We start from the raw sequence: 5,461 nt of genomic DNA on the forward strand, positions 1-5,461 counted from the left end.
GGCAGTTCGCCGCGCAGGATGCGCGCGAAGATGTTGCTGTCGTCATAGGGGAGGGTGGCGTCGATCGGCATGGGAGGGGTTCCTTATTGGGTGCGGCCGGCTTTTTCGGCGTGGCCCGAGGTGCCGTGGCGGCGGTCGAGTTCGGCGGCGATCATGTCCCACGTCAGCCCGCGCTCGGCGATCAGGATCGAGAGGTGGAAGACGAGATCGCTCGCCTCGCCGATCAGTTCGGGATCGTCCTCGCTGACCGCGGCGATCACGGCCTCGACGGCTTCCTCGCCCAGCTTCTGCGCGATCTTGCCGCGGCCCTTCGCCGCGAGGCTCGCCACATAGGAGGCTTCGGCCTCGCCCGCGGCGAGCCGGTCGTGGATGACCGCCTCCAGCCGTCCCAGCGTTTCGCCCATTGCCTTGCTCATCGCGCCGATCCTTTCGCGAGCTTGCCTAGCCGCGCCGCGCGCGCGCGACAAGCGGGGCGCCGCCCGGCACGAAAACTTACCGGCCCGGTAACCATATCGAAACGCCCTTTGCCGTAAATTCCGACGCGCCGGGGGGCAGGATCAACCTTTAGTCGGAAGAAGACGATGAAAACTGGCACCCACTTGCAGGTGTTTCTGGCGGCGACGGCCTCGGCGATCGCGCTGACGGCGAGCCCGGCGATGGCGCAGGACGGCGACGAGATTATCGTCACCGGTTCGCGCATCGCGAAAAGCGAATTCACCAGCGCCGACCCGATCCAGGTCATCGACCCCGAATCGGCGAAGCTGCAGGGGCAGGTCCAGCTCGCCGACGTGCTGCAATCGACGCCGGCGGCGCAGGGGTCGGTCCAGATCACCTCGGCGATCTCGAACCGCTTCGTCGCCAATGGCGGCAACGATGTGCAGAGCCTGTCGCTGCGCGGGCTCGGTGCCGAGCGCACGCTGGTGCTGATCAACGGGCGCCGCGCCGGCCCCGCGGGCATCCGCGGTGCGGTGGCGCCCTTCGACCTCAATGTGCTGCCGCTGTCGGTGGTGCGGCGGGTCGAGGTGCTGAAAACCGGCGCCTCGTCGATCTATGGCTCCGATGCCGTGGCAGGCGTGGTCAACATCCTGACCCGCGACGATCTCGACGGCTTCGAGGGGGGCGGCTTCTCGTCGATCACCGAGCATGGCGGCGGCGAAAGCTATGGCGTCGACGCGAGCTTCGGCAAAAAATTCGACCGCGGCCATTTCTTCGCGACGGCCGACTATTTCCGCCAGCAGAATCTGACGCGCCGCGACCGCGGTTTCCTCTTCTGCTCCGAAGAGTATCTCAAGCGCGAGGCCGACGGCAGCCGCGCCGATATCGTCGATTTCCGCACCGGCCGCCCGGCGTGCAGCAGCACGCAGGCGAACATGATCGTGTTCAGCGATTTTTCGGGGGTCGATCAGGACGGCTTTCCGACCTTCAGCCCCGGGCTGATCGCGCCGAACGGGCAGGCGATCTTCGCCGGCCAATATGGCAATCAGTTCGCGGGGGTCGGCATCCCGCTCAACGCCTATAATCCGATCGGCGTGTTCGGCCCCGACGATTTCTTCGGGATCAATTTCGACGGACCGTCGACCGGTGCGCTCAACCAGTTCGAACCGCTCGAGCAGGATTCGGACGTCTTCTCGCGCGTCAGCCGGGTCAGCGCGTTCGCCGAGGGCGCCTATGACGTGACCGACGGCATCACCGCCTATGGCGAATTCCTGTTCAGCAACCGCAAGTCGCACAACAACGGCTTCCAGCGGATCGAGCTCGAGCAGTTCACCGGCGCCTCGATGCTGCCCTTTTTCCTTTGCGATCCGACCGCGTTCAACTGCGATCCCTTCGACATGGGCGATCCGTTCAACGGCGAGTTCGGCGGCAACCTGATCCTGCGTCCGCGCGTGCTGGTGAAATCCGAAAGCGAGGCCGACGTCGATTATTATCGCGGCGTGTTCGGGCTGCGCGGCGAGATCGCGGGCGGGTGGAAATGGGACGTCCACGGCCAGCACAGCCGGTCGGACGCGAGCTATACGCAGGACGTCATCTATCAGGACGCGATCGCGTCGCAGACCCTGCGCACGCGTTCGTGCGCCGGGACGGTGACCGCGATCCGCGGCGTCCCGTGCATCGACATCGATTTCACCGACCCGCGTGTGCTCCGCGGCGATTTCACGCCCGAAGAGCGTGCGTTCCTGACCGGGCGCGAGACAGGGCGGACCCTGTTCAAGCAGACCTCGGCCGAGGCGCTGTTGACGGGGAAGCTGTTCAACCTGCCGGCGGGGCCGGTCGGCGTCGCGTTCGGCGCCAATATCCGCCGCGACGAGATCAACGACACCCCGGGCGAAGCGACGCTCGCGGGCAATGTCGCCAATTTCACGACCTCGGGCATCACCGCGGGGCGCACCGTGTCGAAGGAAGTCTTCGGCGAGGTCGAGGTGCCCCTGCTCGAAGGCGTGCCGATGATCGAGCGTCTGACGCTGTCGGGCGCCGCGCGCTACACCCATGTCGGCGCGACGCGCCGCGACGGGGCGGAGGACAGGTTCAGCGACACGACGTGGAAGGTCGGCGCCGACTGGGCGGTGACCGACTGGCTGCGTTTCCGCGGCACCTGGGGCACATCGTTCCGCGCGCCCGCGCTGTTCGAACTCTTCCTTCAGGACCAGACGGGCTTTCTCGGCCAGCAGGCCATCGATCCGTGCGTCCAGACCGCGGCACGGCTCGCGGCGGGGGCGATCAGCCAGCGCGTCTTCGACAATTGCGCCGCCGACGGCATCGGCCCGAACTTCGTCGGCGGGATCGGTCCCGCGACGATCGTGTCGGGCGGCGGGCTCGGCGAACTCAAACCCGAAACCTCGACCGCGAAGACCGTCTCGCTGATCCTGACCCCCGATCTGTCGGGCGCGCTGTGGGGCGGGCTCAGGACGCAGCTCGCGGTCGATTATTTCGACATCCGGGTGAAGGACGAGATCACCTTGCTCGGCGCGGGCAATATCCTCACCGGCTGCTATGATTCGGACATCTTCGCCGACGAGCCGCTGTGCGGCCTGTTCGCGCGCACCGCGACCGGCCCCGACGCGCAGAGCGTCGCGAGCGTCACCGACCGCTATGTCAATATCAGCCGCCAACGCAATCGCGGGGTCGACCTGTCGCTCGCGATCGATCAGGACCTCGGCAATCTGGGCGCCCTGACGTTCCGCGCGCAGATGACCTGGCAGGTCGAGGACAAGGTCGCGCTGTTCCCCGGCACCGAGATCGACGACAATGGCAAGATCGGCAATCCGAAATGGGTCGGCGATTTCAACCTCGGCTGGATGAAGGGCGGCTGGACGCTCTTTTACGGGCTCGACGTCACGGGTGCGGCCTCGAATATGAAGGATTTGCTGCGCGCACAGGGCGGCGATGCGTGCCGTACCTCGAGCTTCCGGCCGGGCGGGCGTTTCTGTCCCGACGTCAGCGTGCCCGCGACCTTCTATCACTCGCTGTCGCTGAGCCGCGACGTCGCCGAGCGCTTCCGCATCACGCTGGGGGTTGCGAACCTGTTCGACACCCCGCCGCCGCGCGTCTCGACGGTGGTCACCGCGACGCCGCCGGTAATCGGGCAGGCGCCCGCGTTCGGGACGCAATATGATTACCTCGGTCGCCGTTTCTTCCTGAGCGTGCGCGGGAAGATTTAAACGGCTGCTCAGGGGTGGTTAGCGGCCATTTTCCCGTTGTCTGCTCATCTTAGCAAAATCGCCGTGCAAGAAGCTTCGCGGTGAAAATCGTCACGGGCAGACTAATTATGGCGAGAAAGCCAAGAGCAATCATTGCAATGCCGTGAGGGTCAGGCTTCCATTTCTCGATATACACAATGAGCATGATCAAAAGGCTTGGGAAAGCCAATGCGCTTCCTACTTTCAAATACCTTGAAGGAGCATTCATTAGTTTGAGAACACAGAACGAAACTGCCGTGACAATTACGCTGATCGCTAGGCCTGCGGCCAAGAAAAGTACGTCGCTCGAGCCCATCGATGGGCACGGTTACGCGATATCTGGAATGTCCGCAATCGGTCGTTTGCTGCCCTCGCATCCGGGTCGGCGCCCAACGACGCAAACGGGGTAGGAAGCGGACATCTGGCGAGATACCAAGACCCATGAAGCATTTTGCCATCCCGGTCCCAATATTGCTGTGCCTTGCTGCCTGCTCGACGATTAACGCTATCAGCGAGAGTGACCGAACTCTCCCTTTCGCATGTGGCGAAACTGTCGTGGTGGGGACGCTGTCCAACAAGGTGGCGCATAAAACTGTGCCGATCGAGGGTGACCTTATCGGCCATGGATGGATGGAAGCAAATCTGCACGTGCGCCGAAACGTGCACGGTGACCATTTGTCGGGAGACGTGCCGGTCCGGTACTTTGCGCACACCTACATGAGAGAAGACAAAAGGTTCATGTTTGTGTTGGGCCGCGACGATGTCGGATACAAGATTGAAACAGCGCAACTGATGTCGGTCAAACCACAGGCTGTCAGCGACTGTCGGTAACGTCCGCAATCGGTCGAATTCCGACGCCCAACGCCTGCCAAAACAAGCAGTCCGTCGCTACGGCCGAAATTTTCCTCGCCCAATCTCAAGATCTTACGATTATATCGTACACGATCTAATCGGCTACGCTTGACTTCCGGTTGCGATTCGCCTAATTAAATCGCATCCGATATAAGCGGATGCGATCATAAACCCCGAAAGGAACCCGAACATGGCCGATAAAATTCTCTTCTCCGGCACCACCCACGTCAAAGGCGGCGCCGAAGGCTACGCCCGCAGCACCAACGGCGTGCTCGACCTCGCGCTGCCGCAGCCGCATCCCGCGGCCGAAAATCTCTTCGCCGCCGCTTGGTCGGCCTGCTTCATCGGCGCGCTCGAACTCGCCGCGTCGCAGAAGAAGGTGACGCTGCCGGCGAGTCCCGAAGCCGATACGACGATCGAGTTGCTGAACCGCGCCGACGGCTTCGTGCTCCGCGCCCGTCTCGACATTTCGGTCCCCGGCGTCGACCGCGACACCGCGCATGAGCTCGTCGACCTTGCCCACAGGATCTGCCCCTATTCGAAGGCGGTCGAAGGCAATATCGACATCGAACTCAACCTCGCCTGATGCATGTCCGATCGGGCGGCGCTCTCCCCGCCGCCCGGTTGACACATGTGCCGTCCGATTTCATCGTATGCGCCGGATATGAAAGCCGCGCCGAGGAACGCCCGATGACCCAGACCGAAAGCCCCGAAACGGATCGTCCGAAACTCGGCGAATTCCTCTGCTTCGCGGTCTATTCGGCGAATCTCGCCTTCGGCCGCGCCTATCGCCCGATCCTCGACAGGCTCGGGCTGACCTACACCCAATATATCGTGCTCGTCGCCCTGTGGGAGCGCGACGACCAGACCGTCGGCGAGCTCGGCGAAAAGATGTTCCTCGAATCGAACACGCTTACCCCGATCCTCAAGAA

General features: G+C 63.6%; 5 protein-coding genes. 4 read left to right on the forward strand and 1 reads right to left on the reverse strand.

The features are described 5' to 3' along the window. Positions 1 to 83 precede the first annotated feature (83 nt). A complete protein-coding gene (locus tag JHC57_RS20835; protein WP_294032496.1) occupies positions 84 to 416 on the reverse strand; it encodes a phosphoribosyl-ATP diphosphatase in 333 nt (110 codons plus the stop codon). 165 nt (positions 417 to 581) lie between these two features. Here JHC57_RS20835 and JHC57_RS20840 point away from each other — a divergent pair, with 165 nt between their 5' ends. The 4 genes from JHC57_RS20840 to JHC57_RS20855 all read left to right on the forward strand — a co-directional run. Then, positions 582 to 3,659, forward strand: coding sequence for a TonB-dependent siderophore receptor (locus JHC57_RS20840; protein ID WP_294032497.1), 3,078 nt, complete (start codon positions 582 to 584; stop codon positions 3,657 to 3,659). Between the two features lie 459 nt (positions 3,660 to 4,118). Beyond that, positions 4,119 to 4,508: a hypothetical protein gene (locus JHC57_RS20845; RefSeq protein ID WP_294032498.1), complete on the forward strand. Its 390-nt coding sequence runs from the start codon at positions 4,119 to 4,121 to the stop codon at positions 4,506 to 4,508. 211 nt (positions 4,509 to 4,719) lie between these two features. Next, a complete protein-coding gene (locus tag JHC57_RS20850) occupies positions 4,720 to 5,115 on the forward strand; it encodes an Ohr family peroxiredoxin (RefSeq protein WP_294032499.1) in 396 nt (131 codons plus the stop codon). 104 nt (positions 5,116 to 5,219) lie between these two features. Beyond that, positions 5,220 to 5,461, forward strand: a 242-nt coding sequence (locus JHC57_RS20855) for a MarR family transcriptional regulator (protein ID WP_294032500.1), incomplete at its 3' end; no start/stop codon positions are given.

It is taken from the genome of Sphingopyxis sp. (genome assembly GCF_016463645.1).
In the GTDB taxonomy this organism is placed as follows: domain Bacteria; phylum Pseudomonadota; class Alphaproteobacteria; order Sphingomonadales; family Sphingomonadaceae; genus Sphingopyxis.